Consider the following 25728-nt stretch of genomic DNA (forward strand, 5'->3'; position numbering starts at 1 on the left):
CCACGCGCCCTTTTTTCTGGACGTCCCTGCATGCTTGCCTGGACAGCCTCATTCGTGCGGGTCACGGCTTGGGCCGCGGGGTGGTTGCCACGCTGGGTGGCAGGATTGGCAGCGTGACCTTCGGCTGGTCGCCGGTCAGGGCCCCGAGGAAAACCTCGATCTTGCCGACCTCCTCGTCGCTCAGCTTTGCGCCGAGCTGGCTGCTGCCCATGATCGCGACGGCCTGGCGAAGATCCCACACCTTGCCCGTATGGAAATAGGGCGCGGTCAGCGCGATGTTGCGCAGCGAGGGCACCCGGAACACGTATTCGTCGCTGGCCGTCTTGGTCACCGCGAAGCGGCCCTTGTCCCCCGGCGGGAGAATGTCGGCGCCGGGCCGCTCGACCACGCCGAACGGGGCGTACATGCCCCCGCCCACGTTGATGCCGTTGTGGCATGCCGCACAGCCCTTGTTGATGAACAGCGCCAGGCCTTCCTTCTGATTCGCGTCGAGCGCCTTCTCGTTGCCCTTGAGGTAGCGATCGAACGGCGCGTTCGGCGTGATCAGGGTGGCCTCGAACAAGGCGATGGCCTTGCGCACGTTGTCGAACGTGATCGGATCGGGCACGGCCGGATAGGCCTTGGCGAACACGGCGGCGTAGCCGGGAATCCCCTTGAGCTGTTCGACGACGTGTGACTCGGTGGTGTCCATCTCGACCGGGTTGACCAGCGGACCGCCAGCCTGCTGTTCAAGGTCCTTGGCGCGCCCATCCCAGAATTGGGCAACGTCGAACACCGCGTTGTAGACGGTCGGCGCATTGCGACCGCCATGCTGCCAGCGATGACCCAGCGAAGTCTCCTGCAGGTCGACCCCGCCCATGCCGACCATGTGGCATGAGTTGCAGTTGATGGCATGGCTTTCGGACAGCCGGGGCTCGAAGTAAAGCATCTTGCCGAGCTCCACCCTGGCCGGGGTCGCCGCATTGCCCGGCAACGGCGGCGCGTTGGCGGGTATCGGTTTGAACAGACCCTGGGCCTGCTTCATCAATGCCGTTTGCGACCATGCCTGACCTGTCGCCAGGGAGGCGAGAACCATCAGTGAAACCAGCTTGATCGGCGACATGAGCTGACTCTCCGCAGTTGGGTGGCAATCGAAATCGTCAATGTCCGTGGCGAATCCAGGAAACCCTGGCGATGCGCGAACGCGGCGCGGAACAGACGACATGGTGGACGTCGCCGGGGTCGTCGCCATGCCTGTCGTCCTGGCCCAAGCGGAGTCGCCGGCTATGCCTGTCGATGCCGGATCGCGCTGGCAACACCCGCATGCTCGGTTCATCGGCACCGATGGCTGTTGACCGAGATCAACAAAAGCGATTTCGAAACGAAGGCAGGCGTCCGGCCCGCGACCATCGCTCCGTCCTGTCCGCAACAAGGGCATGCGGGAACAAAGGGGACGTGTCCAATTGAATTCGTGCGTCGGTCGAGATTGCGGATGGACCCGTCCGGGAACTGAACATGGCGGGCTCCTGGCCGCAGAGCGAAAAACGGCCAGTCGGGTTGTGCCGGCTGGCAAGCCTCGTGAGACCAGCGTATGGTCCGCACACGGCGCTGACTCAGGGGTGAGGCACGGCCTGCACACGGGAAGGCAGCGTCTTCGCGGCTGCGGTGCCGCAAGGCGTGGAATCGTCGATCGCCTGCAAACCAACTTCAATCCACCAGGGGTCCCCACTCATGTCACGTTTCCGTCTTTTCTGCCGCGCCCTGGGCGTGAGCTTCGGCCTGGCTGCTGCCTGTGTGTCGTTGCCGGCTTTCGCGGGCGATCCGGTAACGGTGACCTTCGCGGCCAACAGTGTCTGGGCGCAGGAAATCGGCAACCTCACGCATTCCGACAGCTCGCTCGATTACACGGTGGCGATCGCGGCGGGCAAGACGTTGCAGCTCAATCTCCTCACCCGCAATCCCAACGTGCGTTTCAGGGTGGAGGACCGGACCAACGACAAGCTGCTGCTGGATTCGCGCAAGACCGGTGAGTCCACCTGGACCTTGCCGAACGCGCCGGCTGCCACGTATGCGATCCATGTCTACATCGATCCCGCCGCGATACCATCCGGCGACACCGCCAAGTACGCGTTGCAGGTCGGGCAGTACGGGGCCGAAGACATGCAGGTGCCCACGAGCGCGGTGACATTCGAAGCCGGCAAGCCGTGGGCGCAACAGGCTGTGGTGTTGTCGCCCGGCGCCACCGCGCACAACTTCACCGTGGCCATCGCGGCGGGCATGACGGTGAAGATCAACCTCATTTCGGACAACCCTCGGCTGTATTTCAAGGTCACCGACCAGACCCACGACAAGGCGCTGGTCGACACGAGCACGACCGGAGCGAACACCTGGACCGAGTCGGTGGCGACGGCGACAAATTACGTGATCCAGGTGTATCTCGACCCGTCGGCGACGCCGTCCGGTCAAACCCGATTCGCCCTGCAGGTCGGGCAATACCCGTCAGCGAACACGCAGCCCGCCGGCGCGACTACGGCCGCGGCGGCCTCCACGCCATCGATGTGATTGCGTTTGAAGCGGCCGGCGGCCGCTCCGGGCGTGACAGAGCAAAATAAGGGGTCGGCGTGCGCTTTCGGCACGCCGACCCCTTATTTCATGGTGCGCCGCTGCGCTCAGTCCGTACCCGAGCGCAAACCGTCGAAATACGCGGCGATCTTTTCCGGAAACGCGTAGCGCTCCTCCGGTATGGGCGAGCCGGCGTCGATCAGCGCTTCCGCGCAGGCCAGCCAGTCGCCGCCGGGGGTGGTCTCGGCCAGGGACGCGAAGCTGAGCGTGCCGTAGACGTTGTCCTTGAAACCGTGGCGCTCGTCGTAGCACGCGCCATGGGCGAGCAGGAAGCGTGCGAGCGATGCGTTGCCGCGGAATACCGCCCAGTTGAGCGCGCTGCCGTCGATGTCGCCGCCGCGCGTCGTGATCGGCCAGCCTGCCTCAACCATCACGCGCACTGCTTCCTCCTCGTTGCCGGCGGCCATTTCCGGCAGCAGGCGCAAGGCGGCCGACGGCAGTTTGCCGATGAGGCCCGGGTCGTCGGCCAGCATCGCCTGCACGTTGGCGCGATCGCCTCGCGCGCACGCGCCGAGGAAGGCGTCATGCGGGCGGTCGTCGGGCACTGCGCCGGCTTGCACCAGTTGCCGGGCCACTTCGACGAGGGCAAGGCTGCACGCCAGGCGATAGGCGGAGATGCCGTGCCCGTTGCTTGCCGAAGGATCGGCGCCGGCGTCGAGCAGCAGGCCGATGGTCGCGGGCGAGCGACGGCGGCGGATCGCGTGCAGCAAGGGGCTGCCGTCCGGGCCGGGTTCGTTCGGGTCGCCGCCGTGGGCGAGCAGCAGGCGCACCGTGTCGGGATACTCGTGGTCGAGCGCGCGGAACAGCGCGTTGCAGCCGGTCACGCGGGCACCGGCCTCGAGCAGCAGGCGGACAATCGTGCTGTCGGCGATCTCGGTGGCGTGGTAGAGCGATTCGTTGTCGTTGGGGTTGGCGCCGGCTTGCAGCAGTCGCCGCGTGAGTGCGATGTCGTGGTTGCGACCGGCGGCGCCGTACAGGACGCTGAGCGAATCGTGCGGCAGCTCCGGATCGGTCCATCGCGCATCCGGGTCCGCGCCGGCATCGAGCAGCAGGTCCGCGCAGGCACGAATGCCCGGCGCGCAGGCGGGCAGGGCGATCAGCCCGGAAAAGGTGGCGCAGGCGAGCGGCGGCATGCCGTTGTCGGCGCGCGCCGTCGTGGCCCAGGCGGGATCGGCTGCGAGGGCGGCCTGCACCGTGGCGACGTCGCCGATGGCACAGGCAAGCGCGGGCGCGCCGACCAGCAGGTCCGCATGTTCGCGCAGCAGTCGCTCGGCCAGTGCGGGTTTGGCCGTCTGGTAGCCGTGGCCGAAGACCCAGTGCATCCACTGGCGTTTGCGCGCGTGCATGTCGACCGAGGCGGCCTGCAGCGCGACGTAATCCTTCAACTGCGACCACGAGCCGAAACCGTACTCGCGTGCGATGCAGGACTGCGCGTCGTGCAGGCGCAGTTCCATGGCGGCGATGGCGGCGTGATCGAGCCGGGCGGCGCCGGGCAGGGCAAGGCGAACGCGTTCGAGCGCGTCGGGATCGCCGTGGCGGACGTCCTCGAGCAGCCGCTTGGCCTGTTTCTTCAGATGGTCCAGATGCGGACGGGCGGGCAGGTTCTTCATGACAACCTCCATGCAATGAATGCCGAAGGTCCGCAATCCCGGCTGCATAAAGGTCGATGGTGGCCAGCGATGGACAAGTGGGTTGAACCCTTCCCGCGGACCCGGAGGCGGCTTGCGACGCCGGGGCGTGAGCATAGACCAGGAGGGAAGCGGGGCCAATCGCCAGGTAGCGTGGGTGTGGCACCCGGTTCGATGCGGGAATCAAACAGGGGTCGAGGCTGATCAAGTTCGATTGTCGTCCGCCACGGCAAGCCCCGCTGTTTCGTTGCACGTGCGTCAGGACCACTGCCCGTCCATGGGCTATCCGCCTGGACGTCACTCGGGCAGGGCTTGCCCCGATCCGCCAAGCTCGGCCGGGAAGTCTCTCAGCTTGGGCAAGCCGTCCTTCATCCGCAGCACGGTCTCGGCATAGTTCACGTGGACGGCGGGTACGAAGTCGAGATCCGGGATGGTGGCGGCGTAGACGTCGGTCAGTCCCAGCGTCGGATGGTCGGTCATCAGGTGCCCGCCGCATTGCTTGCAGAACTGGCGGTCGCTGGTTTCCGTCTTCTGGAAATGCCCGACGAATTCCGACCCCTTGGTTACCCTGACGCTGGCGGGTTTCCACAACGTGAATGCATTCACCGGTCCGGCCGACCAGGAGCGGCAGGAGCGGCAGTGGCAGTACCCCATTGCTTCGGGCGCGCCGGAGACCTCGATCTCCACGGCACCGCAGAAACAGCTACCCGTGTGCTTGTCTGTCATGTCGTTTCTCCAGCGTGTCGGTGGTGTTTCCCCTTGCCCTGATCGGGCGAATCATACGGCTGACGCGGCTCCGGGAGGGGCGAGGCAATCGGGTCGGCTCCCCCCGCTCGCCCGCTGCGGCTCTCTTCGGTGGCGAGGTGGCGTTGTCCTCACCGGAGCGTGCGCCGACTGATGCGACGGCGGAGGTTTTGGGAGGGCAGGACGATCATATCGTTTTTCATTGCTAATATATCGTTTTGCGATATATTGCGGTCACTAAACGATACGTGGAGAGCAGCGATGGGGGATTTTGCGGTGCTGGCGCTGCGCGCCGTGATTGCGATCGCGCTGGCGGGTTCCCTGGTGGTGCAGGGCGTGATCGCACCGTTGTTGTGGCATGACCTGGAATCGGCGCGCGCGGACGTGCGCATTCCGCTGGTGGTGATCGTCATCCTCGGCGTGTTGACGATGCAGGTGACTGCGGTCTGCATCTGGCGGTTGCTGACCATGGTCCGGCGCGGCACGGTGTTCTCGTCCGCGGCCTTCCGCTACGTCGACATCGTGATCGGAGCCATCGCGGCAGCCTCGGCGCTCACGTTCGGCATGGCGGTGGTGGCCGCGCACGCCAACCGCATCACGCCCGGCGACGAAATCGCCCCGGGCCTGATCGCCATGGTCTGCGGCGCATCGCTGGTGATCGCCGGCGTGGCGCTGATCGTGCTGGTGCTGCGGATGTTGCTGGCGCAGGCGGTCGCGCTGGATTCGCAGGCCAGGCAGCTCAAGTCCGAACTGGACGAGGTGATCTGATGGCCATCCTGGTGGACATCGATGTCATGCTGGCCCGCCGCAAGATGGCCGTCGGCACGCTGGCCGAGCACATCGGCATCACGCCCGCCAACCTGGCGGTGCTCAAGAACGGCCGTGCCAAGGCCGTGCGTTTCACCACCCTGGCTGCGTTGTGCGAGGTGCTGGAATGCCAGCCGGGCGATCTGCTGCGTTGGGAGCCCGACGACGCCGCCGGGACGTCGGTGCGCTGAAGAAGCGACACGGGCAATGTGCGTTCGTACTGCAGGAAAGGTCACGACGAATGGCCAGGTTGCCGGGACCAGGATTGAACGAAAGCGGTACGGCAGCTTCACGTTGTCGTGGAGGTGGTGTTCGTAGCATGGCCGGACTACTCCCGGGAGCATGTCATGGCCGATGAAAATGCCGGCAAGCAACTCGATCACGTGACTGACACGCTGGCGCAGCTCAAGGAGATGCGCCACTACGCCAGGAACAATGTGGAGCACCTGACGGCGATCTGGCTGTTGTTCGACGGTGAATTGTCGAAGCTGAAGCAGACCGACAAGATAGACGATCTGATGAACCGCCAGGGCCAACTCCATGATGCACTGGAGGCGGTGATTGCGGATCTGGAGGCATTGCAGCAGAAACTGCAGCCGCCACCGGAGGGCGCGGCAGGCTGAGGACCAGTTTCGCGCCCCGGTCCGGTGCTTGCGTACCGGAGGGGTATTACCACAGCAACAATTAGGAGCTGCGTGCCTCCGGAGTGCCGTCTGGAACCTTCACCACCGGTCGCGGCCTGAACGCCTTGCGGGAAGCCGGCTGGAAGCTGTGCACGTTGAGTTTCGACGGCAAGCTCACCCGGCGGGGACGGCAGTTGGATGGCTGCCTGGCACGGATGAGCTGAAGCGTCGGCCGCATGATCTGCAGCCTTCCCGGAGATCCTGTTCCGCCGAAGGCGCCGGGCGCCGAGGCGCCTCAACCGTCGGCGGCGTGCTTGCCGGTGAACACCGCCAGCTGCGCGGCGAACGCGCGCTTGTACGCGGGCCGCGCTTCACCGCGGGCGACATAGGCGGCGAGGTGCGGATATTCGGCGAGCATGCCGGATGGCTTCAGGCGCAGCAGCGTGTGGACCATCATGAGGTCGCCGGCGCTGAACGCGCCGTCGAGCCAGTCGGCATCGCCCAGCCGGACGGCGAGCTGGCCCAGCCGGTTGCGGATGCGGTTCTTGATGAGCGGCAGCCGTTCTGCGGCCCATGGCTTGTCGCCTTCCAGGAACCTGGCGGTCTGCAGATCGAGGATCGGCGGCTCCACCGTGTTGAGTGCGGCGAACATCCACATGATGGCGCGCGCCCGGGCATTCGCGTCGTCGGGCAACAGACCGGCGTGGTGTTGCGCGAGGTGGAGCACGATCGCGCCCGACTCGAACAATGTCAGCTCGCCTTCCTCGTAGGTGGGGATCTGCCCGAACGGATGCAGCGCCAGGTGGGCAGGCTGCTTCATCGTGCCGAACGAGACGAGGCGGACCTGGCAGGCTTGGCCCACTTCCTCGAGTGCCCAGCGCACGCGCATGTCGCGCGCGAGGCCCTGGCCGCGATCCGGCGAGCTTTCAAAAGCGGTGATGGTGGGGATCACGGCGAGACTCCGGGTGGATACGCGATGTCATGTCGGGTGGCGGCAGCGCTCGGTTCGCTGCGCAGGCGGTGGGGGCCAGCGCCGGCGGTTGAAACGCATCAGCCGCGCCGGGCCGCCTCGATCGCGGCGATGTCGATCTTGGTCATGTCCATCATCGCGTTGAACGCGCGCCGGGCGACGGCGGGGTCGGGGTCGCTGATCGCCGCCATCAGTGCGCGCGGGGTGATTTGCCACGACAGGCCCCACTTGTCCTTGCACCAGCCGCAGGCGCTGGGCTGGCCGCCGTTGTCGATGATCGCGTTCCACAGGCGGTCGGTTTCAGCCTGGTCGTCGGTCGCCACCTGGAACGAGAACGACTCGTTGTGCCGGAAGGTCGGGCCACCGTTCAGGCCCAGGCACGGGATGCCCATGACCGTGAACTCGACCGTCAGCACGTCGCCTTCCTTGCCGGAGGGATAGTCGCCTGGCGCCCGATGAATGGCGCCGACGGTGGTGTCGGGGAAGGTCTTGGCGTAGAACGTGGCGGCCTCCAGGGCAGCGCCGTCGTACCACAGGCAGATCGAGTTCTTGCTGGTCATGCGTGTTCTCCGGGTTGTTGGCGGCGTGGCTTGCATGATCTGCGACGAACGAGTGGCGGGCAGATCGACATCCCGCTATTCCGCCATGCGCGGCTGGCGACATCAGGCCATGTGCGTCGATGTGCCGTGGCAAACTGCGCGGACTGCGGCCGGTTGCGGCCCGACGAGTGCGAGGTCGATCGTTTTGCATCCGGACGTTGTGTCATGAACAGTCATCTGGAGACGGTGGCGTTTCCGCTCGGTCGCCGGGCACGGCAATGGTTTGCCGAGCAGCAGTTCGACGCGGCGCGGGAGGCGCTGGAATCGCTGCTTCGGCAGGTCCCCGCCAACCCGTTCGTGCAGATGGATCTTGCGGCGGTGCTGCTGCGCTGTGGTCGCCTGGGCGACGCCGCGATCTTGATGCTTGATGTCGCGCAATCCGACGATCCGCAGCCGTCGCTGGACATCCAGTTGGCGCGCGGGCTTTCCGCTGCCGGCGAGGTCGTCGCGGCGCGATCCTGCCTGGATCGGCTGGAGCGGGCCGCGGATCTGCCGGCCACGCTGCTGGCCGAACAGGCCCATTTGCGCTGGGGCATGCGGGACATCCCCGCTGCGCGACGGATGATCGATCGCGCGGTCGCCGCAGGTGCCGACGCGCCGCGCGAACTCCATCTCCAGGCCATGCTGCGGCAGTTCGCCGGCGAAACCGACGAAGCGGGCCGCCTCCTGGATGCCTGCCTGGATCGCTGGCCTGCCTTCGGCGATGCGGCGCTGGCGCGGGCCAACCTGCGTACGCAGACGGCGCAAACCCACCACCTCGATTTTCTGCGCCTGCAGCTGCAGCGGCTCCCGGCCGACGCCGGAGCTCCCGCGCAACTGGCCAATCGCGCCGCGTTCGAGGCGGCCGTGTTCAAGGAACTGGACGACCTGGGACGATACGATGAGGCATGGCCAGCGCTGCAGCGATGCAATGCGCTGATGCACCGGGTCAGGCCGTACGATGCGCAGGGCGAGACCGCGGTGGTGGACGCCTTGATCCGGGTTGCCGGTTCGCTGGGAAGGTCGGCGGCGCCGGGCGCGCAGCAGGAAGAAGGGCCGCAGCCGATCTTCATCGTCGGCATGCCGCGCTCCGGAACGACGCTGCTCGACCGCATGCTGTCCAGTCATTCGCAGGTGGCCTCGGCCGGCGAGATCATGGATTTCCCGCAACAGTTGCGCCGGGTCGCCGGGGTGGTCCCGCATGGCGCGGCAGGCACGCTGGCCGCGATCGAGCGCGGTGCGGAGCTGAACCTGGTCGATCTCGGTGCGCGCTATCTCGCGCAGACGCGCTGGCGGGCACCGGGGTCTCGCTACTTCATCGACAAACTGCCGACCAACATACGCATGGTCGCCCACATCCGCCGCGCGTTGCCGCATGCGCGCATCGTGCACGTGGTGCGCGATCCGCTGGAGGTGTGCTTCTCGAACCTGAGCATGATGTTCGGGAACCGGGCGGCGTACAGCTACGACCAGCGTGCCATGGTTCATTACTACGGCCAGTACCGCCGCCTGGCGCGGCATTGGCAAACCACGATGCCCGATTCCATGATCGAAGTGGCCTATGCGGATCTCGTCCGCGAGCCGGGCGTCGCCTTGCGCAAGGTTCTCGACCATTGTGGCCTCGCGATGGAGGAAGCCTGCCTCCACCCGGAGCGGAACGCGGCGCCGGTGGCCACGCCCAGCGCCGCCCAGGTTCGCGAGCCGATCCACGGCCGGGGCAGCGGCCGCTGGCGCCCTTACGCGTCGCACCTGGACGTGTTGCGCGGGGCGGTGCTCGACATGGCGTGAGCTGCTGTGGCGCGGCGCGTATCGCGTCGCGAAGACGGGGCGGTGTTTCGAGGGCCTCGTGCGGCGCTTCGCGGCCTGCGCTTTTGCGACGCAGCCCGGCTTTCCGCCACGTGCTACTGGCGGCGCTTGGAGATGTACATCGCGCGGTCGGCGTGCGCCAGCAGCGCCTCGGCGTCGGTGCCGTCGCGGGGGTAGCAGGCGATGCCGATGCTGGCGTCGGGGCGGAACGGGCCGTCGGGCAGGGTGCAGGGCAAGCCGAGGCGGGCGCGCAGGTCGTCGGCGATGGTGCGGGCGGCCCGGCTGTCGCGGCAACCCGGCAGCAGCGCCACGAACTCGTCGCCGCCGACGCGCGCCACCAGGTCGCCCTGGCGCAGGCCCTGTTGCAGCCGCTGACCCACTTCGCGCAGCACGCGATCGCCGGTTGCGTGGCCGGCGCGGTCGTTGACTGCCTTGAATCCGTCGAGGTCGAGGTAGAGCACGGCCAGGCCAGAGCCGGTTTCCGCCGCGTTGGCGATGGCGTACTGCAGTTCGACGTGCAGGCGGTGACGGTTGGGCAGGCCGGTCAGCAGGTCGTGGGTGGCGCGATGTTCCAGTTCGCGCTCGTTGCGGCGCAGCTCGGTGACTTCGTGGGCCACGCCGATGCGCACGCCGTACTCCGGCAGCCAGCGTGCCGACCACTGGATGTCCACGCTGTGGCCGTCGCGGTGGATGTAGCGGTTGCGGAAGTGGCGTTGCAGTTCGCCGGCCATGACCTGTCCGGCTTGCCGCAAGGTGGCCTCGCGGTCTTCCGGATGCACCAGTTCGAAAATGCGCCGGCCGAGCACCTCGGCTGGTGCGTAGCCGAGTATCCGTTCGAAGCTCGCGTTGACGTAAAGCAGGCGTCCCTCCGCATCGACCACGCAGACCGCATCGGGCATCAGGTCCAGCACTTCGGCGAGCGGGGGAAGCTTGGCAATCATGGAGTGGCGTGCGGTCTTCGGGCATTACCGGTTGGCTTGCAGTATGGCCAACCGGGCAGGCCGAGGCTACCCGTCGAACCGCCGGGAGCGGAAGGCGCGGGTTCGGCGGCACTCAGCCTGGCAGGCTGACCACCGGCACGAAGCCGCCGAAGATCATCCGCTTGCCGTCGAACGGGCAGTTGGCGGCTGCCTCCATGCGCGGGTCCTTCATGATCTTCTCCATGCCGGCGTCGCGGGTGGGCTTGTCGGGCCACTCGATCCAGGAGAACGCCACCGCTTCGTCCGGCTTCGCCTGCACCGCGCGACGGAAATCGGTGAGCTTGCCGTCAGGCACGTCGTCACCCCAGCACTCCACGACGCGGAGGGCGCCGACCTCAAGGAAGATCGCGTCATAGGTGCGGGCGTGGGCGATGAACTGCGCGCGATTGGCCTCGGGTACGGCGATCACGAAACCGTCGATGTAGGACATGAGCGGACTCCTGCGGAGGACACGGCCGGGATGGCCGGTCTGCCATCGTGCGACGAACGAGCGGGCGCGGAATCGACGCCTGCGGCGAAGCGGGCCGATACAATCGGCGGACCACTTGCGACCGGGCAGCACGAGCATGCGCAGTTTCGACGATCTCCACGACGGGCACTGGCAGGCCGCGCTGCTGGACGCCTCGTATGGCAACGTGCGGCTGGTGTTCTCGCGCGCCGGCGCCGGCGAGATCCGTCAACTCGCCCTGCCGGCGGAGAACCTGCGCGTGGCCGAGGACGAGCTGGCCACGATGGACGATGCCCGGTTGCGCCAGCTGCTGGGCGAGTCCGAGCCGTGGGCGTAGCGCACGAGACGGCTCGATGCCGGGATGTCGAACCCTGCACTTTTTTTGCGGGCGGTTTGCCGGTACGGTTGGCGTTCGAGGGGGACAGGGCATGCTGATGCGGGCGGTAGAACCTGGGAAGGGGATGCGGCGGCGATTCTTGTCGCGGCCCGGCACGCTGGCCGTGGCGGCACTGTTCTTGTTGGCTTTCATTCTGTCCGAGGGGTGCGCCATGGGGTTGTCCAGTCCGCTGGTGCTGTTTTCCGAGGTGCATGGCACGGTGCTGAGCGGCGGCAAGCCGGTGCAGGGCGCCGAGCTGGTGCAGGAAGTGGTGTGGTCGGACAACAAGAACGACGTGCCGCCCGCACACACGCTCAGCGATGCGCAAGGCCGCTTCCACTTTCCGGTGGTGGAGCATCGCCCCGGCGTGCTGCGCGCGGTGCCGCACCAGCCGGTGGTGCTGCAGAAGATCACCATTCGCCACGAAGGCCGCGACTACACCGCCTGGCGGCACACCCGGAATTCCTACGAGCCGAATGCGGAGCTCGACGGCAAGCCGCTCAACCTGGAATGCGAGCTGACCCGCGCGCCCGATTTCGAGGGCACGCACTACGGTATCTGCAAGGCGATCTGAGCCGGAAGCTCAGTTGACTGGAAGCAAGCGGGGAGGGATGGGGATGTCGAATGACCTTTCACCGGCGCAGGCCGCCGAGATTGCGGACAGTGCGTACGCGTTGCGCCTGTCCACCGACATGGTGGATGCGGCGACCGCCGCGCCGACGGCGCGCGAGTCGTTCGACCTGCTGGGCGGCACGCGGCTGACCGGTTCGACCGGCCTGGGCAGCTCGCCGATCAGCCAGCGCACCGGCTTCGGCTACGTGGCGCGCGGCAGGAACGCGCGCGAACGCGAGCGCCTGGTCTCGATCCGCGGCACCTTCAAGACCAGCGCCTACGACTGGCTCAGCAACCTGCGCATGGCCGGCGTCACCGGCCCCAGCGGATACATCGTGCACGCCGGTTTCTGGGCGGCGGCGCAGACCTTGCTGCCGCAGATCCGCCAGGCGATCGGTTCGCCGGCCGAGGTATCCACGATCCACGTGGTGGGCCACAGCCTCGGTGGCGCGATCGCCACGCTGGTGGCCGACAGCCTCGGCGACCTCGGCTGCAAGCTGCAGCTGTACACCTTCGGCGCGCCCCGCGCCGGGTTGGAGCCGCATGCGCAATACCTCACCCGGCGCCTGGGCGCCGATGCGATCCACCGCGTGTACCACGACACCGACCTGGTGCCGATGGTGCCGGTCTACCCGTACAGCCACGTGCCCTGGCGCGACACTGCCTACCGCATGAAGGGCCCGGGCAAGCTGGTGTCCATCGAGGCGCACTTGATGCCGCAATATCGCCGCTCGGTCGGCGACGCCGCCTGGCGGGCGCTGCCGGTGCTGCAGGAAGGGCCGGACAGCTTCGAGCAGGCCGAAGCCTGGCTGGGCATGGCCGCCGCGGTCGGCGGACCAGGCATGATGCTGTCGGCGACCGCGCTGCGCTGGATCCTCCGCGCGCTGGACTGGATACTCTCCGCGCTGGGCCACGGCGCGGGCCTGGCGGTGCTGGGTGGCGCCACCATCCTGGACACGCTGGCGCGGCTGCTCTACTCCGGCGCGCTGCAGTCGCTGCGACTGGCGGCGATGATCCGCAACCTCATCACCGCGATCATGCGTTTCATGGGCCGCGCCGTGGCAGCCACGGTCAACATCACCGTGGCCTTTGTGGAGTACGTGCTGGGCATGCTGTTTCGCGTGGTGTCCACGATGGCCCGGCAGGCAGTGGACGTGCTGCTGCGCTGAAGCGGTCAGCGGAGGTGGGCGAACAGCATCGCGATATAGGCGCCCACCAGCGTGGCACTGAAGACCACCAGCGCCTTGTGCAGCCACTCGCGCGAGGTCCACGCGCCCAGCAGGGAGCCGGCAATGAAAATCAGCTGGAAGCCTGCATCCAGCGTCCGGGGCAGGGCGCCGTGGAGCATTCAGCTCTTGCCGAGGCTGATCACCAGCAAAAGCACCAGCAAGGTATAGAACCAGCGGTGGTTGGCGTAGTAATGCCGGCGCAGGTCGACCGGTTCACCCGCAGTGATGTCCGGCAGGACCAGCCCGGCCAGCAGGTACAACGGCACGGTTTGCGCCAGCAGCACGGAGAAGCCGAGGAAACTCCAGTCCTGGCGCAGGCGCAGGTCGTACATGGCCCACCAGACTTGCACGTCGAGTACCAGCAGCAAGATGGCCCACGCCAGCGAAGGCCAGTACATCGTCGCGCTGGAGCGCGCCAGCATCAGGCCGCGCAGACCCTGCAACACCTGGGTGATCGCCAGGCCCACGATGATCGAGAGCAAAACGGACAGGTAGCTGAAAGCATCCATGTTCGATCCGGGCCGGTGTGGATTTGCGCAAACGCACTTTGCCCGAGCAGCTCGGCTCGCGCCAGCGATCAGCCGGCTTGCCCGGTTTCTCCGCCGCGATGCGGCAGCTTCCAGTCCGGCCGGATGAAGTGGCAGGTGTAGCCGCCGGGGTAATGCTGCAGGTAGTCCTGGTGCTCGGGTTCGGCCTCCCAGAAATCGCCGGCGGGGGCGAGTTCGGTCACTACCTTGCCCGGCCACAGGCCACTGGCCTCGACATCGGCGATGGTGTCGAGGGCCACCTGCCGCTGCGCCTCGCTGGTATGGAAGATCGCCGAGCGATAGCTGCTGCCGCGGTCGTTGCCCTGGCGATTCGGCGTGGTCGGGTCGTGGATCTGGAAGAAGAACTCCAGCAGCCGGCGATAGCTGATCCGCGCGGGATCGAAGATGATCTCGATCGCCTCGGCGTGGTTGCCGTGATGACGGTAGGTGGCGTTCGGCACGTCACCACCGGAATAGCCCACGCGGGTAGACAGCACGCCGGGCTGCCGGCGGATCAATTCCTGCATGCCCCAGAAGCAGCCACCGGCCAGGAGCGCGCGTTCGCTGGTCGGGTTCATGCGTCGTCCCTCGCGTGGTCGAACAGGTGGAGAAACTCGCCGTAGCCCTCTTTCTCCAGCTGTTCCAGCGGAATGAAGCGCAGCGAGGCAGAGTTGATGCAGTAGCGCAAGCCGCCGCTGGCGCGCGGGCCGTCGGGGAAGACGTGGCCCAGGTGGCTGTCGCCGTCGCGCGAGCGCACCTCGGTGCGGAGCATGCCGTGGCTGGTGTCGTGCTTCTCCACCACGCGCTCGCCCTGCACGGGGCGGGTAAAGCTGGGCCAGCCGCAGCTGCTGTCGAACTTGTCCAGCGAGCTGAACAGCGGTTCGCCGGAAACGATGTCGACGTACAGGCCGGGCGCGGCGTGCGCGTTGTAGAGATTGTCGAACGGGCGCTCGGTGGCGGCCTCCTGGGTGACCCGGTATTGCTCGGGCGTGAGCCGGGCTAGCGCTTCGGCGGTCTTGCGGTATTTCGACATGGGAGCCTCCGGGGATGGTCGACCTGCACGCTGGCGAGCAGCGGGCGTTGCTGACTACATGGGGTTCGTCGGAGGCGTGCCAAGGTTACTCCCCGGCGATCAGATGACGGCCAGCGGTTCGGCGTCCAGCACGAACGCCAGGGCATCGCTGCAACGCGCGTCGACCTTCAGGCTGAGCAGCGCATCGGCGCGCGTGCGGCCGAGCGTCACCGCCGCCACCGGCTTGCCGGCCCTCGCCGCGGCCTGCACGAAACGGTAGCCGGAATAGACCATCAGCGAGGAGCCGACCACCAGCACGCCACCCGATGCGTCGAGCGCCTGCGTGGCCGCTTCCACGCGCCCGCGCGGCACGCCCTCGCCGAAGAACACCACGTCCGGCTTCACGATGCTGCCGCAGCGAGGGCACGGCGGCACGGCGAAGCGGGTGAAGTCCTGGCCGTCCAGGTCCGCGTCGCCGTCGGGGGCGATGGTGGCGTCGAGGTGTTGCCAGGCCGGGTTGCGTTCGACCAGCTGCTGCTGGAATGCATCGCGCGGCAGGCGCCAGTCGCAGGCCATGCAGCGCACTTCGTCGAGCCTGCCGTGCAGGTCGACCACGCGCTCGCTGCCGGCGCGCTGGTGCAGGCGATCGACGTTCTGGGTGACCAGCAGCTCGATGTGCCCGCGCCGCTCCAGTTGCGCCAGGGCCAGGTGCGCAGGATTCGGGCGCGCTTGCCCGAAGTGCGGCCAGCCGATCAGGCTGCGCGCCCAGTAGCGTTGGCGCGTGGCGTGTTCGTGCATGAAGGCCTGCAGCGTCACCGGCGGGGGGCGCTTCCACTCGCCCTCGCGGTCGCGGTAGTCGGGAATGCCGGAGTCGGTGCTGACACCGGCGCCGGTCAGCACGAACAACCGCGGGTGGGTCTCGATGAATTGCTGCAGCGGAGTCATGTCTTGCGAGCCGGGTGACGCCGAAAGCGACCGCCCGAGCATAGCCGCCCCGCGGCGCTTGCCGCGGGTGCCCTCAGCGATGGTCAGGCTGCCACCGCCTCGGGTTCGACCGCCGCCGCCACGGGGCTGCGGATGATGTGGTCGAACGCGCTCAGCGCGGCGGTGGAACCGGCGCCCATCGCGATCACGATCTGCTTGTACGGCACCGTGGTGGCGTCGCCGGCGGCGAACACGCCGGGCACGGAGGTCTGGCCGCGTTCGTCGATGACGATCTCGCCGCGGGGCGAGAGTTCCAGCGTGCCCTTCAGCCACTCGGTGTTCGGCAGCAGGCCGATCTGCACGAAGATGCCTTCCAGTTCGAGCGTGTGCATCTCATCGCTGACGCGGTCCTTGTAGACCAGCGCGCTGACCTTCTGTCCGTCGCCCAGCACCTCGGTGGTGAGCGCGCTGACGATGATGTCCACATTGGGCAGGCTGCGCAGCTTGCGTTGCAGGACGTCATCCGCGCGCAGCTTGCTGTCGAACTCGATCAACGTGACGTGGCTGACGACGCCGGCCAGGTCGATCGCCGCCTCGACGCCGGAGTTGCCGCCGCCGATCACCGCCACGCGCTTGCCCTTGAACAGCGGGCCGTCGCAGTGCGGGCAGTAGGCCACGCCCTTGTTGCGATACTGGTCCTCGCCGGGCACGCCCATCTGCCGCCAGCGCGCGCCGGTGGCCAGGATCACCGTCTTCGACTTCAGCGTGGCGCCATTGGCCAGTTGCACCTCGACCAGACCGCCGGGTGCGGTCGCGGGCACCAGCTTCTCGGCGCGTTGCAGGTTCATGAGATCGACGTCGTAGTTCTTGACGTGTTGCTCCAGCGCCGCGCCCATTTTCGGGCCTTCGGTGTAGTCGACCGAGACGAAGTTCTCGATCGCCATGGTGTCCAGCACCTGGCCACCGAAGCGCTCGGCCGCCACGCCGGTGCGGATGCCCTTGCGCGCGGCGTAGATTGCCGCTGCGGCACCGGCCGGTCCGCCACCCACCACGAGCACGTCGAACGCTTCCTTGGTCTTGATCTTCTCCGCTTCGCGGGCGCTGGAGCCGGTGTCGATCCTGGCCAGGATCTGCTCCAGGCTCATGCGGCCCTGGTCGAACAGCTCGCCGTTGAGGAACACGGTGGGCACCGACATCACCTGGCGCGTTTCGACCTCGTCCTGGTACAGCGCGCCGTCAATGGCGACGTGCTGGATGTTCGGATTGAGCACGCTCATCAGGTTCAGCGCCTGCACCACGTCGGGGCAGTTCTGGCAGGAGAGCGAGAAATAGGTCTCGAACCTGTATTCGCCATCGAGGCTGCGCACCTGCTCGATCAGCTCGGCCGCCGCCTTGGACGGATGTCCGCCGACCTGCAGCAGGGCCAGCACGAGCGAGGTGAATTCGTGGCCCATCGGGATGCCGGCGAAGCGCACGCCGATGTCGGTGCCAACGCGGTTGATCGCGAACGAGGGTTTGCGTGCTTCGCTGTCGTCGCGGCGCAGGCTGATCTTGTCCGACAACGTCGCGATCTCCCGCAGCAACTCGTCCAGCTCGCGCGACTTGGCGCCGTCATCCAGCGCTGCGACCAGCTCGATCGGTTGCGTCAGCTTTTCCAGGTAGGACTTCAGTTGGGTCTTGAGGGCTTCGTCGAGCATGGCGAACACTCCGAAACGGATAAGGAGGATGCGGGAGGCTTGTGGCAGCGGCCGGCGCCATGGGGAGGGCCGACCTGACGGAGGGGGGGCAGGCCGGACGCAGGCCGCTGGCACAAGCATCCTGTGCGGAGCCCGGGCGCACCGCGGCGCCCGGGTCCGTGACATCGTTGCAGCGAAAACTCAGATCTTGCCGACCAGGTCCAGCGACGGCGCGAGGGTCTTCTCGCCTTCCTTCCACTTGGCCGGGCAGACCTCGTTCGGATGGGCGGCGACGTACTGCGCGGCCTTGACCTTGCGCAGCAGTTCGGACGCGTCGCGGCCGATGCCGCCAGCGGTGATCTCGACGATCTGGATCTTGCCCGCGGGATCGATCACGAAGGTGCCGCGATCGGCGATGCCGTCGGCCTCGATCAGCACGTCGAAGTTGCGCGAGATCTGGTGGGTGGGGTCGCCGACCATGGTGTAGTTGATCTTCTTCACCGCGTCGGAGGTGTCGTGCCACGCCTTGTGCGCGAAATGGGTGTCGGTGGAGACCGAGTAGATCTCGACGCCCAGCTTCTGGAATTCGGCGTAGTTGTCGGCCAGGTCCTCCAGCTCGGTCGGGCAGACGAAGGTGAAGTCGGCCGGATAGAAGAACACCACCGACCACTTGCCCTTCAGGTCGGCTTCGCTGACTTCGATGAACTTGCCGGCCTTGAGGGCCTGGGCCTTGAACGGTTTCACTTCGGTGTTGATCAGGGACATCTGCTTGGCTTCCCGTGGTGGTTGGACAACGAAAGGAATGCTACGAGCCCGTCGCCAATTTATCTAATTGATTGTTGGCATGGATTTGATTGGCTGTAGCTATCGGCTTGACGGTACTGTGCAGATGCGGGCGAAGCAGCCGGCTTCAAGCCCTTCGAGCCGCAGCGGACGGGCTTACGGGGCCGTCGTCGCGAAACGGTCGCGCAGCTGGTTGTCCACCACCGTGGCGGTAACGATGTCGCTGCCCACGTTCACCGTGGTGCGCATCATGTCGAGCACGCGATCGACGCCGATGATGATGCCAATGCCCTCGGGCGGGATGCCGAAGGTGGCCAGCAGGCCGGCGATCATCGGCAGCGACCCGCCGGGAATGCCGGCCACGGCCACCGCGCTCAGCACCGACAACAGCATCAGGATGGCCTGGTGGGTCAGGCTGAGTTCCACGCCGAACGCCTGCGCCACGAACAGCACCACGCAGCCCTCGAACAGGGCGGTGCCGCTCATGTTCATGGTCGCGCCCAGCGGCAGCACGAAGCCGGCGGTGCTGGGGTTTAGCTTCAGTTCCTCCTGCGCCACCGCCAGCGAGGCGGGCAGGCAGGCGTTGCTGGAGCTGGTGGAGAAGGCGGTGATCAGCAGGGCGCGAATCTGCCGGAAGTACACCAGCGGCGAGCGCTTCGCCAGGAAGCGCAGCCACAACGACATGGTGCCGAACAGGTGCAGCGCCAGTGCCACGGTGCAGCCGATCACGAATACCGACAGCGCCAGCAGTACATCCACGCCGACCTTGACGATCACGCTGTAGATCATCGCCGGCACCGCGTACGGCGCCAGCTCCAGCGCAAAGCCGACGATCCTGGTCATCAGGTCGGTGATGGTGTCCAGCGCCACCTGCACGCGCTTGCGCTCCTTCTCGCGCAACTGGGTGGCGGCGGCGCCTACCAGGATTGCGAACAGGATCAGCGGCAGCACGTCGCCGAGCGCATTGCGGCTGGGACCGGCCACCGCGCCGACCAGGTTGCGCGGCATGAACATCTCCACCAGCGTGCCGAAGCTCATGCTCGGCTGGGCCGCCCTGGTGTCGATCGTCTTCTGCGCACTGCTGCCGTACTCCTGCATCAGCTGGGCGCGCGCCTGCTCGTCCAGGTGATGGCCGGGCTGCACGGTGTTCATCATCACCAGGCCGATCGCCACGGCGATGCCCATGTTGAGGAAGAACAGCAGGAACGTACGTCCGGCGAGCGGGCCGAGCCGGTCCAGCCGGCCGAGCTGGGCCACGCCCGAGGCCAGCGAGCTGAACACCAGCGGGATCACCACGAAGAACAGCATGCGCAGGAAGATCTGCCCGAACGGGTCGAACACGGCCCCGGAAATCTTCTGCATCAACGCCAGGGTGGGCGGATGCCACTGGCCGATGCCGAGCGTGACCACGGCGGCAACCACGCCGATCACCAGGCCCCAGAGGATGCGTTTCGCGAGAGGAGTCGATGTGCTCATCGGACCGAATGTACGGGGCCGTGGCGGATTCGTCACGCGAGAAATTGCGATCGGCTGCCGGGCTGGTGCCCGCGGCCGGCGCGGGGGTGCCAGAAGGTCCAATCCCGGCCGTTGGCGCGGTGGGCTAAAATGGGCGTTTTCACGGGAGGCCACATGACAAAGTCAGCATCCCCGGGTGCCCGTTTTCGCGCAGCCGTCGCCGCCGAGCAGCCGCTGCAGGTCATGGGCGCGATCACCGCCTACGCCGGCCTGATGGCCAAACGCGTGGGCTACCAGGCGCTGTATCTGTCCGGCGGCGGCGTGGCCGCCAATTCGCTGGGCATGCCGGACCTGGGCATCTCGACGATGGAGGACGTGCTCACCGACGCGCGCCGCATCGTCGATGCCACCGGCCTGCCGCTGCTGGTCGACATCGATACGGGCTGGGGCGGGGCGTTCAACATTGCGCGCACGATCCGCTCGTTCGAGCGCGTCGGCGTGGCGGCGGTGCACATGGAGGACCAGGTCGGCCAGAAGCGTTGCGGTCACCGTCCGGGCAAGGAAGTGGTGTCGAAGGACGAGATGGTCGATCGGGTGAAGGCCGCGGTCGATGCACGTACCGATCCGGGCTTCGTGATCATGGCGCGCACCGACGCGGCTGCGGTAGAGGGCATCGATTCCGCGATCGAGCGCGCGGTGGCCTATGTCGAGGCCGGCGCCGACATGATCTTCCCCGAGGCGATGAAGACGCTGGCCGACTACCGCCAGTTCAAGGCGGCGGTGAAGGTGCCGATCCTGGCCAATCTCACCGAGTTCGGCTCCACCCCGTTCTTCACCACCGACGAACTGCGCGACGCCGGCGTCGACATCGCGCTCTACTGCTGCGGTGCGTACCGGGCGATGAACAAGGCGGCGCTGAACTTCTACGAGACCGTGCGCCGCGAAGGCACGCAGAAGAACATCATTGGCACCCTGCAGACGCGCGAGGAGCTGTACGACTTCCTCGGCTACCACGCCTACGAGGACAAACTCGACGCGCTGTTCTCGCACAAGAGCTGACCACCACTACGGTAGGCGCCCGCGAGCAGGCTCCTGCAGGAATCGAAAGCACCAACCCGCACCCTGGAGATTTCCGATGAGCGAACAAGTCCTGCCCAAGGCCAAGAAATCCGTCGCCCTGTCCGGCGTGGCCGCGGGCAACACCGCGCTGTGCACGGTCGGCCGCAGCGGCAATGACCTGCACTACCGCGGCTACGACATCCACGACCTGGCCGCCAAGGGCTGCTTCGAGGAAGTCGCCTACCTGCTGGTGCACGGCGTGCTGCCGAACTGGACCGAGCTGCAGAACTACAAGGCCAAGCTGAAGCGCCTGCGCGGCCTGCCGGCACCGGTCAAGGCCGCGATGGAACTGCTTCCCGCATCGACCCACCCGATGGACGTACTGCGCACCGGCTGCTCGGTGCTCGGCACCGTGCTGCCGGAGAAGGACGACCACAACGTCACCGGCGCGCGCGACATCGCCGATCGCCTGATGGCCAGCTTCGGCTCGATGCTGCTGTACTGGTACCACTTCAGCCACAACGGCAAGCGCATCGAGGCCGAAACCGACGACGAATCGATCGCCGCGCACTTCCTGCACCTGCTGCACGGCCGCAAGCCGAGCGAGCTGCACGCGCAGGCGCTGGACAAGTCGCTGGTGCTGTACGCCGAGCACGAGTTCAACGCCAGCACGTTCAGTGCCCGCGTCATCGCCGGCACCGGCTCGGACCTGTACTCGGCGATCACCGGCGCGATCGGCGCGCTGCGCGGTCCCAAACACGGCGGCGCGAACGAGGTGGCGATGGAGATCATCGCGCGCTACCGCAACGCCAATGATGCGGAAGCCGACATCCGTGCCCGCGTCGAGAAGAAGGAAATCATCATCGGCTTCGGCCACCCGGTCTACACCGTGTCCGACCCGCGCAACGAGATCATCAAGGAGATCTCGCGCAAGCTGTGCACCGATGGCGGCAACCCGACCCTGTTCGACGTCTCCGAACGCATCGAGAAGGTGATGGGCGAGCTGAAGAAGATGTTCCCCAACCTCGACTGGTTCTCGGCCAGCACCTACCACATGATGGGCGTGCCGACCGCCATGTTCACGCCGCTGTTCGTGATCGCGCGCACCGCCGGCTGGAGCGCGCACGTGATCGAGCAGCGTCAGGACGGCAAGATCATCCGCCCCAGCGCGAACTACACCGGGCCCGAAGACCTGGCCTACGTGCCGATCGACAAGCGCTAGGAAGCAGCAGGCAAGGTGGCGGGGAGCCAAACGGCTTCCCGCCTGCCTTGCGCCCGGGTCCGGTTTTCAGGGCTCGTCGTCGACGTGGCGCAGCAGGTCGCCGGGCTGGCACGCCAGTGCCGTGCAGATCGCGTCGAGCGTGCTGAAGCGTACGCCTTTCACCTTGCCCTGCTTGAGCAGGGACAGGTTTGCTTCGGTGATGCCGACCGCCGCGGCCAGGTCCCTGGATTTCATCTTGCGCCGCGCCAGCATGACATCCAGTTCGATGATGATCGGCATCAGACGAACGCCCGGTTCTCCTCGGCGGCGCGTGCCCCCTCGCGCACCATTTCGGCCACCGCATGGGCGAGGATGGCGGCGGTGAGCGTGCCCAGGAAGCCGATGCCGAGGCTGAGCTGGTATTCCGGGATCTGGGTGGCGGCGACCAGTCCGGCGGCAAACCCTCCGATGAGGTTGACCAGCAAGGCGTGACCCAGCCACGAGAAGCACCGTGCGACGACAAAGTTCAGCGGCGACGGTGCGCGCAACGCCTTGCCCAGCCGACGCAGGCAAACGATCGGCGCCATCCCGGCCACCAGGGCCAGCAGCAGGGCCGCCGAAAGTACGGCACCGTCGAAAGAAGCTCTCGGCAACAGGTGCCAGCGTTCAAGCAGTTGCTGCGCCGAGCCGGAGTCCATCCGGGTCATGCCGCTGACTTGCCAGAACAGGAGCGCCAGCAGCATGCAGCCGCCCACGGTACAGAAGGCGAGGATGCTGGCGAACGACATGATGTCGTTGGCACGCCGCTGGATGCGTGTCGTCCGCGCATGGGCGGGCTCGGCGGCGGGGCGAAGGGATTCGGTGCGGGCGGCAGACGACATGGGAGGTTCCTGGGCGGCAGATACTTATCGTATTACGATAATTAATATCTGCGCAAGAACATCGGCCGTGCGCGACAGCGCGCTGTCGCCTTGGTTGAATCGCGTAAGGTCCGGAGAAGGCCGGCCGGCGAGGCCGCGCCTATGCGCCGGCTTGCCGCAGTCGCCGCCGGCGACGCTGGACCAGCCAGCCGCCACCGCAAATGACCAGGATGGCCAGGACGTCGAGGCCATACGCGGCCCAGGCGTGGGCGTCGAACCACCCGCTGAGCAACTGGTCGTGGGCGATCATGCGGCCGGCGGTGATCGCAATCGCGGCGGCGCCGATGTACATGATGATCGGGAAGCGGTCGATCAGCTTGAGGATCAGGGTCGAGCCCCATACCACCAGCGGCACGCTGACCAGCAGGCCGATGATGACCAGGCCCAGGTGGCCCTTGGAGGCGCCGGCGATCGCCAGCACGTTGTCCAGCCCCATCAACGCGTCGGCGACGATGATCGTGCGCAGTGCGCCCCAGAACGTCTTGCCGGCCTTGATGTCCGGGCCGTCGTCGTTGCCGTGATTCAGCAGCTGCCAGGCTATCGGCAGCAGCAGCAGGCCGCCGGCGAGCATCAGGCCCGGCAGCTTGAGCAGGAACACCACGATGGCGGTGAGCGCGAAGCGCACGGCCACGGCGCCGAAGGTGCCCCAGAACACCGCCTTCTTCTGCAGATGCTTCGGCAGCCGGCTGGCGGCCATGGCGATGACGATGGCGTTGTCGCCGGCCAGCACGAGGTCGAGCAGGATGATGGTGAGCAGGCCGGAGAGAAAATCGGGAGCAGCGAGGGTCATCGGGGGTTCCATGCGCGTCGAACAATGCGGCAGCCATGGACGCGCGCGGCCCATGCCCGCCACAAAAGTCTTGTTCGCAGGATGACTGCCGGACGACCGGAGCGAAACCTCGCTCGTGCTGACGATCGTCGCATCGCGGAAGGTGGACTTGCCGCGAGAACTACTCCCTTCTGGGCTGGCGGCGATTGTCACGGCCCGGGCGCGGTGCGGTCAAGCAACGCGTTCGACGACAGTCGGCTAAAATGGCGGTTTTCCCTCGCCACGAGATCCCGCCATGAGTGCGCACGACATCCGTTCCGCCGTCCGTCCCGATCCCGACCAGCCGCTGGTCGATATCGCCGATTACGTGGTCGATCACCAGATCGATTCGCGGGAGGCCTACGACACTGCGCGCTACATGCTGCTGGACTCGCTGGCCACCGCCATGATGGCGATGAAGTTTCCGGAGTGCGTGAAGCACCTCGGCCCGCTGGTGCCGGGCGCCACGCTGCCGGGCGGTGCGCGCGTGCCGGGCACCAGCCATGAGCTGGACCCGGTGCAGGCGGCGTTCGCGATCGGCACGCAGATCCGCTGGCTGGATTTCAACGACACCTGGCTGGCGGCCGAATGGGGCCATCCGTCGGACAACCTCGGCAGCATCCTGGCCGTCGGCGACTACCTCAGCCGCAAGGCGGAGCGCGAAGGCGGCCAACCGCTGAGCGTGCGCGACGTGCTTGGCTACGCGATCAAGGCGCACGAGATCCAGGGCTGCTACGCGCTGCTGAACAGCTTCAACCGGGTCGGCCAGGACCACGTGATCCTCGTGCGACTGGCCTCCACCGCGGTGGCCACCGCGATGCTCGGTGGCAGCAAGGAACAGATCATCACCGCCGTGTCGCACAGCTGGATCGACAACGGCGCGTTGCGCACCTATCGCCATGCGCCGAACACCGGTCCGCGCAAGAGCTGGGCCGCCGGCGATGCCTGCCGTCGCGCGGTGACCCACGCGATCAATGCGGTGTATCGCGGCGTGGTCGGGTATCCGTCTGCGCTGTCGGCAAAGACCTGGGGCTTCTACGATGTGGCGTTCGGCGGCAAGCCGTTCGAGTTCGAGCGCCCGTTCGGCAGCTACGTGATGGAGAACGTGCTGTTCAAGATCAGCTATCCGGCCGAGTTCCATGCGCAGACTGCCGTGGAATGCGCCATGCAGTTGCATGGCGAGGTGGCCGGCAAGCTCGATCAGATCGAGAAGATCGTCATCGAGACGCAGGAAGCGGGTTGCCGCATCATCGACAAGACCGGCCCGCTGGCGAACTATGCCGATCGCGACCACTGCATCCAGTACATGGTCGCCGTGCCGTTGATCTTCGGCCGCCTGGTGGCCAGCGATTACAACGACGACGTCGCCGCCGACCCGCGCATCGACGCACTGCGCGACAAAATGACGGTGGTGGAAAATACGCAGTTCACCCGCGACTATTTCGATCCGGCCAAGCGTTATATCGGCAATTCGGTGCAGGTATTCTTCAAGGACGGCAGCCATACCGGCAAAGTGTCCGTCGATTATCCGATCGGTCACCGCAAGCGCCGGGCCGAGGGCATTCCCGTCTTGCTGCAAAAATTCGAGGCGGCCATGCGCAGTCATCTGCCGGCCCATCGGGTCAAGGCGATCATGGATGCCACGCGCGATCCGGCGCACTTGGACTCCATGACGCTGCATCAGTTCCTGGGTCTCTTCACATTGTAGGCACGTCCGTCATGGAACATTCGGTTCGGTCGGAGATGAACCACTGCGTGGCGGCGAGTCGTTTAGCCAGTTTCGCCGCTCTGTGAAGGGATTGGCCCGGCACGATCACTTACCTGAATGATGTTGCACCGAATGGTTGCGAAAGCGTACGCGACGCAACTGCTACTTAACGTTTTTGCTACAATGCGGGTCGCTTGTCCAGGACACGCCAAGCGCGGGCCGGTAGGGCCTTGAATCGAGTTAAGTTCTGACG

30 protein-coding genes are annotated in these 25728 nt (G+C 66.7%); 12 read left to right on the plus strand and 18 right to left on the minus strand.

The window, feature by feature from the left end; all coding sequences use genetic code 11:
• Window positions 1–61 precede the first annotated feature (61 nt).
• Complete coding sequence (locus ACVCMB_RS01810; protein WP_447105998.1) at window positions 62–1231, minus strand: cytochrome-c peroxidase; 1170 nt, start codon at window positions 1229–1231, stop codon at window positions 62–64.
• A gap of 515 nt (window positions 1232–1746) precedes the next feature.
• Here ACVCMB_RS01810 and ACVCMB_RS01815 point away from each other — a divergent pair.
• Complete coding sequence (locus ACVCMB_RS01815; protein WP_447105999.1) at window positions 1747–2541, plus strand: hypothetical protein; 795 nt, start codon at window positions 1747–1749, stop codon at window positions 2539–2541.
• 107 nt (window positions 2542–2648) lie between these two features.
• On the opposite strand, the gene ACVCMB_RS01820 is transcribed toward ACVCMB_RS01815, so the two are convergent.
• Both ACVCMB_RS01820 and ACVCMB_RS01825 read right to left on the minus strand, forming a co-directional pair.
• Window positions 2649–4211 (minus strand): ankyrin repeat domain-containing protein, encoded by a 1563-nt coding sequence (locus ACVCMB_RS01820; RefSeq protein ID WP_447106000.1) that lies wholly within the window; start codon window positions 4209–4211, stop codon window positions 2649–2651.
• Between the two features lie 315 nt (window positions 4212–4526).
• A complete protein-coding gene (locus ACVCMB_RS01825) occupies window positions 4527–4955 on the minus strand; it encodes a GFA family protein (protein ID WP_447099083.1) in 429 nt (142 codons plus the stop codon).
• 279 nt (window positions 4956–5234) lie between these two features.
• Between ACVCMB_RS01825 and ACVCMB_RS01830 the strand changes: the two genes are divergently transcribed.
• The 4 genes from ACVCMB_RS01830 (at window position 5235) to ACVCMB_RS01845 (ending at window position 6627) form a co-directional block, all read left to right on the plus strand.
• Window positions 5235–5741 carry a DUF2975 domain-containing protein gene (locus tag ACVCMB_RS01830; RefSeq protein ID WP_395118043.1) on the plus strand — a complete coding sequence of 169 codons (507 nt, stop codon included), beginning with the start codon at window positions 5235–5237 and terminating at the stop codon, window positions 5739–5741.
• Window positions 5741–5971, plus strand: coding sequence for a helix-turn-helix domain-containing protein (locus ACVCMB_RS01835; protein WP_395118045.1), 231 nt, complete (start codon window positions 5741–5743; stop codon window positions 5969–5971). Before ACVCMB_RS01830 ends, ACVCMB_RS01835 begins: the two co-directional genes overlap by 1 nt.
• A 156-nt stretch (window positions 5972–6127) precedes the next feature.
• Window positions 6128–6403 carry a hypothetical protein gene (locus ACVCMB_RS01840; protein WP_447100495.1) on the plus strand — a complete coding sequence of 92 codons (276 nt, stop codon included), beginning with the start codon at window positions 6128–6130 and terminating at the stop codon, window positions 6401–6403.
• An 83-nt stretch (window positions 6404–6486) separates the two neighbouring features.
• A complete protein-coding gene (locus tag ACVCMB_RS01845) occupies window positions 6487–6627 on the plus strand; it encodes a hypothetical protein (RefSeq protein ID WP_447106001.1) in 141 nt (46 codons plus the stop codon).
• A 71-nt stretch (window positions 6628–6698) separates the two neighbouring features.
• Here ACVCMB_RS01845 and ACVCMB_RS01850 read toward each other — a convergent pair whose 3' ends face one another.
• Window positions 6699–7355: a glutathione S-transferase family protein gene (locus tag ACVCMB_RS01850; protein WP_447100494.1), complete on the minus strand. Its 657-nt coding sequence runs from the start codon at window positions 7353–7355 to the stop codon at window positions 6699–6701.
• 98 nt (window positions 7356–7453) lie between these two features.
• Entirely contained in the window at window positions 7454–7933 is a 480-nt protein-coding gene (locus ACVCMB_RS01855; protein WP_395118051.1) for a VOC family protein, read from the minus strand.
• A 204-nt stretch (window positions 7934–8137) separates the two neighbouring features.
• Here ACVCMB_RS01855 and ACVCMB_RS01860 point away from each other — a divergent pair, with 204 nt between their 5' ends.
• Window positions 8138–9739 (plus strand): tetratricopeptide repeat-containing sulfotransferase family protein, encoded by a 1602-nt coding sequence (locus ACVCMB_RS01860; RefSeq protein WP_447106002.1) that lies wholly within the window; start codon window positions 8138–8140, stop codon window positions 9737–9739.
• A gap of 113 nt (window positions 9740–9852) precedes the next feature.
• Here the strand turns inward: ACVCMB_RS01860 and ACVCMB_RS01865 are convergent, their stop codons facing one another.
• Together ACVCMB_RS01865 and ACVCMB_RS01870 are read right to left on the minus strand one after the other, a co-directional pair.
• Window positions 9853–10698, minus strand: coding sequence for a diguanylate cyclase domain-containing protein (locus ACVCMB_RS01865; protein ID WP_395118054.1), 846 nt, complete (start codon window positions 10696–10698; stop codon window positions 9853–9855).
• Between the two features lie 112 nt (window positions 10699–10810).
• A complete protein-coding gene (locus tag ACVCMB_RS01870) occupies window positions 10811–11167 on the minus strand; it encodes a DUF1428 domain-containing protein (RefSeq protein WP_395118056.1) in 357 nt (118 codons plus the stop codon).
• Window positions 11168–11303: 136 nt separating this feature from the next.
• Here ACVCMB_RS01870 and ACVCMB_RS01875 point away from each other — a divergent pair, with 136 nt between their 5' ends.
• From ACVCMB_RS01875 to ACVCMB_RS01885, 3 genes are all read left to right on the plus strand, one after another.
• Window positions 11304–11522 carry a hypothetical protein gene (locus tag ACVCMB_RS01875; RefSeq protein WP_395118058.1) on the plus strand — a complete coding sequence of 73 codons (219 nt, stop codon included), beginning with the start codon at window positions 11304–11306 and terminating at the stop codon, window positions 11520–11522.
• Window positions 11523–11733: 211 nt separating this feature from the next.
• Window positions 11734–12135 (plus strand): DUF6795 domain-containing protein, encoded by a 402-nt coding sequence (locus tag ACVCMB_RS01880; protein WP_395118060.1) that lies wholly within the window; start codon window positions 11734–11736, stop codon window positions 12133–12135.
• 43 nt (window positions 12136–12178) lie between these two features.
• A complete protein-coding gene (locus tag ACVCMB_RS01885) occupies window positions 12179–13342 on the plus strand; it encodes a lipase family protein (RefSeq protein WP_447106003.1) in 1164 nt (387 codons plus the stop codon).
• Between the two features lie 5 nt (window positions 13343–13347).
• On the opposite strand, the gene ACVCMB_RS01890 is transcribed toward ACVCMB_RS01885, so the two are convergent.
• From ACVCMB_RS01890 to ACVCMB_RS01925, 8 genes are all read right to left on the minus strand, one after another.
• Window positions 13348–13521 carry a hypothetical protein gene (locus tag ACVCMB_RS01890; RefSeq protein ID WP_447106004.1) on the minus strand — a complete coding sequence of 58 codons (174 nt, stop codon included), beginning with the start codon at window positions 13519–13521 and terminating at the stop codon, window positions 13348–13350.
• Window positions 13522–13911, minus strand: coding sequence for a hypothetical protein (locus ACVCMB_RS01895; RefSeq protein ID WP_447106005.1), 390 nt, complete (start codon window positions 13909–13911; stop codon window positions 13522–13524).
• A 68-nt stretch (window positions 13912–13979) separates the two neighbouring features.
• The gene (gene msrA / locus ACVCMB_RS01900; RefSeq protein WP_395118066.1) at window positions 13980–14507 is read right to left on the minus strand and encodes a peptide-methionine (S)-S-oxide reductase MsrA; all 528 of its coding nucleotides are present in this window, start codon (window positions 14505–14507) and stop codon (window positions 13980–13982) included.
• On the minus strand, window positions 14504–14962 hold the full coding sequence (msrB, locus tag ACVCMB_RS01905; RefSeq protein ID WP_395118068.1) for a peptide-methionine (R)-S-oxide reductase MsrB: 459 nt from the start codon (window positions 14960–14962) through the stop codon (window positions 14504–14506). The genes msrA and msrB overlap by 4 nt, the downstream gene beginning before the upstream one ends.
• A 99-nt stretch (window positions 14963–15061) precedes the next feature.
• On the minus strand, window positions 15062–15886 hold the full coding sequence (locus ACVCMB_RS01910; protein ID WP_395118070.1) for an NAD-dependent protein deacetylase: 825 nt from the start codon (window positions 15884–15886) through the stop codon (window positions 15062–15064).
• An 83-nt stretch (window positions 15887–15969) separates the two neighbouring features.
• On the minus strand, window positions 15970–17562 hold the full coding sequence (gene ahpF, locus ACVCMB_RS01915) for an alkyl hydroperoxide reductase subunit F (protein ID WP_447106006.1): 1593 nt from the start codon (window positions 17560–17562) through the stop codon (window positions 15970–15972).
• Window positions 17563–17742: 180 nt separating this feature from the next.
• Window positions 17743–18306 carry an alkyl hydroperoxide reductase subunit C gene (gene ahpC / locus ACVCMB_RS01920; RefSeq protein WP_395118074.1) on the minus strand — a complete coding sequence of 188 codons (564 nt, stop codon included), beginning with the start codon at window positions 18304–18306 and terminating at the stop codon, window positions 17743–17745.
• 174 nt (window positions 18307–18480) lie between these two features.
• Entirely contained in the window at window positions 18481–19800 is a 1320-nt protein-coding gene (locus ACVCMB_RS01925; RefSeq protein ID WP_395118076.1) for a dicarboxylate/amino acid:cation symporter, read from the minus strand.
• 153 nt (window positions 19801–19953) lie between these two features.
• Here ACVCMB_RS01925 and prpB point away from each other — a divergent pair, with 153 nt between their 5' ends.
• Together prpB and prpC are read left to right on the plus strand one after the other, a co-directional pair.
• The gene (prpB, locus tag ACVCMB_RS01930) at window positions 19954–20838 is read left to right on the plus strand and encodes a methylisocitrate lyase (protein WP_447106007.1); all 885 of its coding nucleotides are present in this window, start codon (window positions 19954–19956) and stop codon (window positions 20836–20838) included.
• 76 nt (window positions 20839–20914) lie between these two features.
• Window positions 20915–22060: a bifunctional 2-methylcitrate synthase/citrate synthase gene (gene prpC, locus ACVCMB_RS01935; protein WP_395118080.1), complete on the plus strand. Its 1146-nt coding sequence runs from the start codon at window positions 20915–20917 to the stop codon at window positions 22058–22060.
• Between the two features lie 66 nt (window positions 22061–22126).
• On the opposite strand, the gene ACVCMB_RS01940 is transcribed toward prpC, so the two are convergent.
• The 3 genes from ACVCMB_RS01940 to ACVCMB_RS01950 form a co-directional block, all read right to left on the minus strand.
• On the minus strand, window positions 22127–22339 hold the full coding sequence (locus tag ACVCMB_RS01940) for a helix-turn-helix domain-containing protein (protein WP_395118082.1): 213 nt from the start codon (window positions 22337–22339) through the stop codon (window positions 22127–22129).
• Window positions 22339–22920: a hypothetical protein gene (locus ACVCMB_RS01945; protein ID WP_447106008.1), complete on the minus strand. Its 582-nt coding sequence runs from the start codon at window positions 22918–22920 to the stop codon at window positions 22339–22341. Before ACVCMB_RS01945 ends, ACVCMB_RS01940 begins: the two co-directional genes overlap by 1 nt.
• A 139-nt stretch (window positions 22921–23059) precedes the next feature.
• Window positions 23060–23749, minus strand: a complete 690-nt coding sequence (locus ACVCMB_RS01950) for a TerC family protein (RefSeq protein WP_395118085.1) — start codon at window positions 23747–23749, stop codon at window positions 23060–23062.
• A 274-nt stretch (window positions 23750–24023) separates the two neighbouring features.
• Between ACVCMB_RS01950 and ACVCMB_RS01955 the strand changes: the two genes are divergently transcribed.
• Entirely contained in the window at window positions 24024–25475 is a 1452-nt protein-coding gene (locus tag ACVCMB_RS01955; protein ID WP_447106009.1) for a bifunctional 2-methylcitrate dehydratase/aconitate hydratase, read from the plus strand.
• Window positions 25476–25728 lie beyond the last annotated feature (253 nt).

This window comes from Rhodanobacter sp. UC4443_H10 (genome assembly GCF_052978325.1).

Excerpts from the sequence above, each read along its gene's own strand:
- ACVCMB_RS01810 (WP_447105998.1), bottom strand. The coding sequence starts at position 1,231 with ATGGCGACGACCCCGGCGACGTCCACCATGTCGTCTGTTCCGCGCCGC.
- ACVCMB_RS01820 (WP_447106000.1), bottom strand. The coding sequence starts at position 4,211 with ATGAAGAACCTGCCCGCCCGTCCGCATCTGGACCATCTGAAGAAACAG.
- ACVCMB_RS01825 (WP_447099083.1), bottom strand. The coding sequence starts at position 4,955 with ATGACAGACAAGCACACGGGTAGCTGTTTCTGCGGTGCCGTGGAGATC.
- ACVCMB_RS01830 (WP_395118043.1), top strand. The coding sequence starts at position 5,235 with ATGGGGGATTTTGCGGTGCTGGCGCTGCGCGCCGTGATTGCGATCGCG.
- ACVCMB_RS01835 (WP_395118045.1), top strand. The coding sequence starts at position 5,741 with ATGGCCATCCTGGTGGACATCGATGTCATGCTGGCCCGCCGCAAGATG.
- ACVCMB_RS01840 (WP_447100495.1), top strand. The coding sequence starts at position 6,128 with ATGGCCGATGAAAATGCCGGCAAGCAACTCGATCACGTGACTGACACG.
- ACVCMB_RS01855 (WP_395118051.1), bottom strand. The coding sequence starts at position 7,933 with ATGACCAGCAAGAACTCGATCTGCCTGTGGTACGACGGCGCTGCCCTG.
- ACVCMB_RS01860 (WP_447106002.1), top strand. The coding sequence starts at position 8,138 with ATGAACAGTCATCTGGAGACGGTGGCGTTTCCGCTCGGTCGCCGGGCA.
- ACVCMB_RS01865 (WP_395118054.1), bottom strand. The coding sequence starts at position 10,698 with ATGATTGCCAAGCTTCCCCCGCTCGCCGAAGTGCTGGACCTGATGCCC.
- ACVCMB_RS01870 (WP_395118056.1), bottom strand. The coding sequence starts at position 11,167 with ATGTCCTACATCGACGGTTTCGTGATCGCCGTACCCGAGGCCAATCGC.
- ACVCMB_RS01875 (WP_395118058.1), top strand. The coding sequence starts at position 11,304 with ATGCGCAGTTTCGACGATCTCCACGACGGGCACTGGCAGGCCGCGCTG.
- ACVCMB_RS01880 (WP_395118060.1), top strand. The coding sequence starts at position 11,734 with ATGGGGTTGTCCAGTCCGCTGGTGCTGTTTTCCGAGGTGCATGGCACG.
- ACVCMB_RS01885 (WP_447106003.1), top strand. The coding sequence starts at position 12,179 with ATGTCGAATGACCTTTCACCGGCGCAGGCCGCCGAGATTGCGGACAGT.
- ACVCMB_RS01890 (WP_447106004.1), bottom strand. The coding sequence starts at position 13,521 with ATGCTCCACGGCGCCCTGCCCCGGACGCTGGATGCAGGCTTCCAGCTG.
- ACVCMB_RS01895 (WP_447106005.1), bottom strand. The coding sequence starts at position 13,911 with ATGGATGCTTTCAGCTACCTGTCCGTTTTGCTCTCGATCATCGTGGGC.
- msrA (WP_395118066.1), bottom strand. The coding sequence starts at position 14,507 with ATGAACCCGACCAGCGAACGCGCGCTCCTGGCCGGTGGCTGCTTCTGG.
- msrB (WP_395118068.1), bottom strand. The coding sequence starts at position 14,962 with ATGTCGAAATACCGCAAGACCGCCGAAGCGCTAGCCCGGCTCACGCCC.
- ACVCMB_RS01910 (WP_395118070.1), bottom strand. The coding sequence starts at position 15,886 with ATGACTCCGCTGCAGCAATTCATCGAGACCCACCCGCGGTTGTTCGTG.
- ahpF (WP_447106006.1), bottom strand. The coding sequence starts at position 17,562 with ATGCTCGACGAAGCCCTCAAGACCCAACTGAAGTCCTACCTGGAAAAG.
- ahpC (WP_395118074.1), bottom strand. The coding sequence starts at position 18,306 with ATGTCCCTGATCAACACCGAAGTGAAACCGTTCAAGGCCCAGGCCCTC.
- ACVCMB_RS01925 (WP_395118076.1), bottom strand. The coding sequence starts at position 19,800 with ATGAGCACATCGACTCCTCTCGCGAAACGCATCCTCTGGGGCCTGGTG.
- prpB (WP_447106007.1), top strand. The coding sequence starts at position 19,954 with ATGACAAAGTCAGCATCCCCGGGTGCCCGTTTTCGCGCAGCCGTCGCC.
- prpC (WP_395118080.1), top strand. The coding sequence starts at position 20,915 with ATGAGCGAACAAGTCCTGCCCAAGGCCAAGAAATCCGTCGCCCTGTCC.
- ACVCMB_RS01940 (WP_395118082.1), bottom strand. The coding sequence starts at position 22,339 with ATGCCGATCATCATCGAACTGGATGTCATGCTGGCGCGGCGCAAGATG.
- ACVCMB_RS01945 (WP_447106008.1), bottom strand. The coding sequence starts at position 22,920 with ATGTCGTCTGCCGCCCGCACCGAATCCCTTCGCCCCGCCGCCGAGCCC.
- ACVCMB_RS01950 (WP_395118085.1), bottom strand. The coding sequence starts at position 23,749 with ATGACCCTCGCTGCTCCCGATTTTCTCTCCGGCCTGCTCACCATCATC.
- ACVCMB_RS01955 (WP_447106009.1), top strand. The coding sequence starts at position 24,024 with ATGAGTGCGCACGACATCCGTTCCGCCGTCCGTCCCGATCCCGACCAG.